The organism is Criibacterium bergeronii, from assembly GCF_001693775.2.
GTDB lineage: Bacteria > Bacillota > Clostridia > Peptostreptococcales > Filifactoraceae > Peptoanaerobacter > Peptoanaerobacter bergeronii.
Genome location: NZ_MBEW02000060.1, coordinates 1 through 2,242 on the forward strand (window position 1 = coordinate 1; position 2,242 = coordinate 2,242).

General features: G+C 36.0%; 3 protein-coding genes. All 3 read left to right on the top strand.

What is annotated here, in order from left to right; translation table 11 throughout:
• Positions 1-1,142: NAD(P)/FAD-dependent oxidoreductase (locus BBG48_RS10690; protein WP_116170987.1), on the top strand; the 1,142-nt coding region annotated here is incomplete at its 5' end.
• 2 nt (positions 1,143-1,144) lie between these two features.
• On the top strand, positions 1,145-1,507 hold the full coding sequence (locus tag BBG48_RS10695; protein WP_068913332.1) for a DUF1667 domain-containing protein: 363 nt from the start codon (positions 1,145-1,147) through the stop codon (positions 1,505-1,507).
• Between the two features lie 249 nt (positions 1,508-1,756).
• On the top strand, positions 1,757-2,242 hold a 486-nt coding region (locus BBG48_RS10700; RefSeq protein WP_116170988.1), incomplete at its 3' end, for a glycerophosphodiester phosphodiesterase family protein.

Genomic DNA, 2,242 nt, shown 5'->3' on the forward strand with positions numbered 1-2,242 from the left:
TACTTAGACAGTGCATACACAACGGATTTGGCTTGCACACATTTAAAGAGGAATTGACAGGACCTGAATATGCAGCTAGATATGTAGAGCAGGTAAAAGAGTTAAACATACCATATATGTTAAATTCTATAGTAAGCGATATCAGCGAAGATAAAACACTTACAGTTATAAGTATGGAGCAAGGAGTATTTGAAATAAAAGCGAAGGCAATAATACTTTGCATGGGTTGCAGGGAACGCCCAAGAGGTGCATTAAACATACCCGGATATAGACCATCAGGAGTGTATTCTGCTGGCACAGCTCAAAGAATGGTAAATATAGAGGGTAAAATGGTAGGCAAAACAGTAGTCATACTAGGCTCAGGAGACATAGGATTAATCATGGCAAGAAGAATGACACTAGAAGGTGCAAAAGTTAAACTGGTAGCAGAAATCATGCCATACTCTGCCGGACTAAAGAGAAATATAGTGCAGTGCCTAGACGACTATGATATACCGCTAAAGCTCTCACATACAGTAGTAGACATCAAAGGTAAAGATAGAGTAGAGGCAGTAGTTATAGCCGAAGTTGACGAAAAGTTAAGACCTATAGAGGGTACACAAGAGTATATACAATGTGATACACTACTATTATCAGTAGGCTTGATACCGGAAAATGAGCTGACAGAAAAAATAGGTATCAACATGGACAAGGTGACAAAAGGTGCAGTAGTTGATAACACATTTATGACAAGCCAAGAAGGCGTATTTTCATGTGGAAATGTATTGCACGTACACGATTTAGTAGACTACGTTTCTGATGAGGCAAGCATGGCAGGAAAATATGCGTCTGACTATGTAAAATCAAATGGAATAGAAAAAAGCAGCTCAGAGGTGAAAGTCCAAGTAGGTGCAGGAGTAAGATACACTAAGCCAAACTATATAGATTTAAAAACAATGCCTGATACACTTACCATAAGATTTAGAGTAGATAACGTCTACGTTGACCAATATTTAAAAGTAGATGTAGGCGAAAAAAATATATCTACAAAAAAGAAAAAAGTTTTATTCCCTAGCGAAATGGAGCAGATAGTAATAAAAAAAGAAGAATTGGAAAAAATGGAAGATAAATCAATAAAAATATATGTGAGTGAGGTCAAATAGATATGAAAATAGTAGATATGACGTGCATAAATTGCCCCCTAGGCTGTAGATTGCACGTAGAAATAAACGACCAAGGCGAAGTAACAGTTGCCGGCAACACTTGCAAATTAGGTGAAAATTATGCAAAGCAAGAGGCTGTATCGCCAAAGAGGATAGTCACATCAATAGTGAGAGTAGATGGTATTGCAAATGCACACACACTCAGTGTGAAAACAAAAGAGCCAGTACCAAAAAGTAAGATATTTGAAGTGATGGACGAGCTGAAAACTGTAAAAATCACTTCAAAGACAAAAATCGGTGACGTTGTAGTGAATAATATCGCCGATACAGGAGTAGACATAATAGCAACCTCAAATGTAGGATAATTATAAATAAAAAGGTGTTAGCACATATATTGACGCGATTATATATGTACTAACACCTTTTTTTAGTATTAGCCAAAGTAAAAAAATCAAACTTCAGTTGCAAAAACGAAAAAGATGTGATATGCTTTTGTTATGAAAAAAGAAAGAGTTTAGCCTGCTAGAATGGAGTAAGGGGTGGTAAGCTGCGTAATTGTGGTTTGGCGTTCGTTACTTTTTTTGAGAGATTGCTTACAACCAAAGGAGGAGTTTATGCTAAATATAGCACACAGAGGGTTCAAGTCAAAGTATCCTGAAAACACAATGTTAGCATTTAAAAAAGCAGTAGAAGAAAATGCTGATGGAATAGAGTTTGACGTACATTTGTCAAAGGACGATGAAATAGTCATAATTCATGACGAAAGATTGGATAGGACTACAAATGCAAAGGGTAGAGTAATGGACTACACACTTGCGGAGTTAAAAAAAGTAAATGCTGGTGCTCTTTATGACAATATAGATTTTGAGGCAATCCCTACACTTAGAGAATATTTTGAGTATATAAAAGACAAGGATATAATCACAAACGTAGAGCTAAAGACTGGTGTATACTGGTACAAAGGCATAGAGCAAAAGGTATATGACATGATAAAAGAGTTTGACTTAAAAGACAAAATTATAATATCATCATTCAACCACAAAAGCGTGCTTGCTATGAAAAAAATAGACGAAAAAATAAAATGTGGGCTACTTATAGAC

Bases quoted from the DNA above. Each gene is read 5' to 3' on its own strand.
- BBG48_RS10695 (WP_068913332.1), top strand. From the start codon at position 1,145: ATGAAAATAGTAGATATGACGTGCATAAATTGCCCCCTAGGCTGTAGA.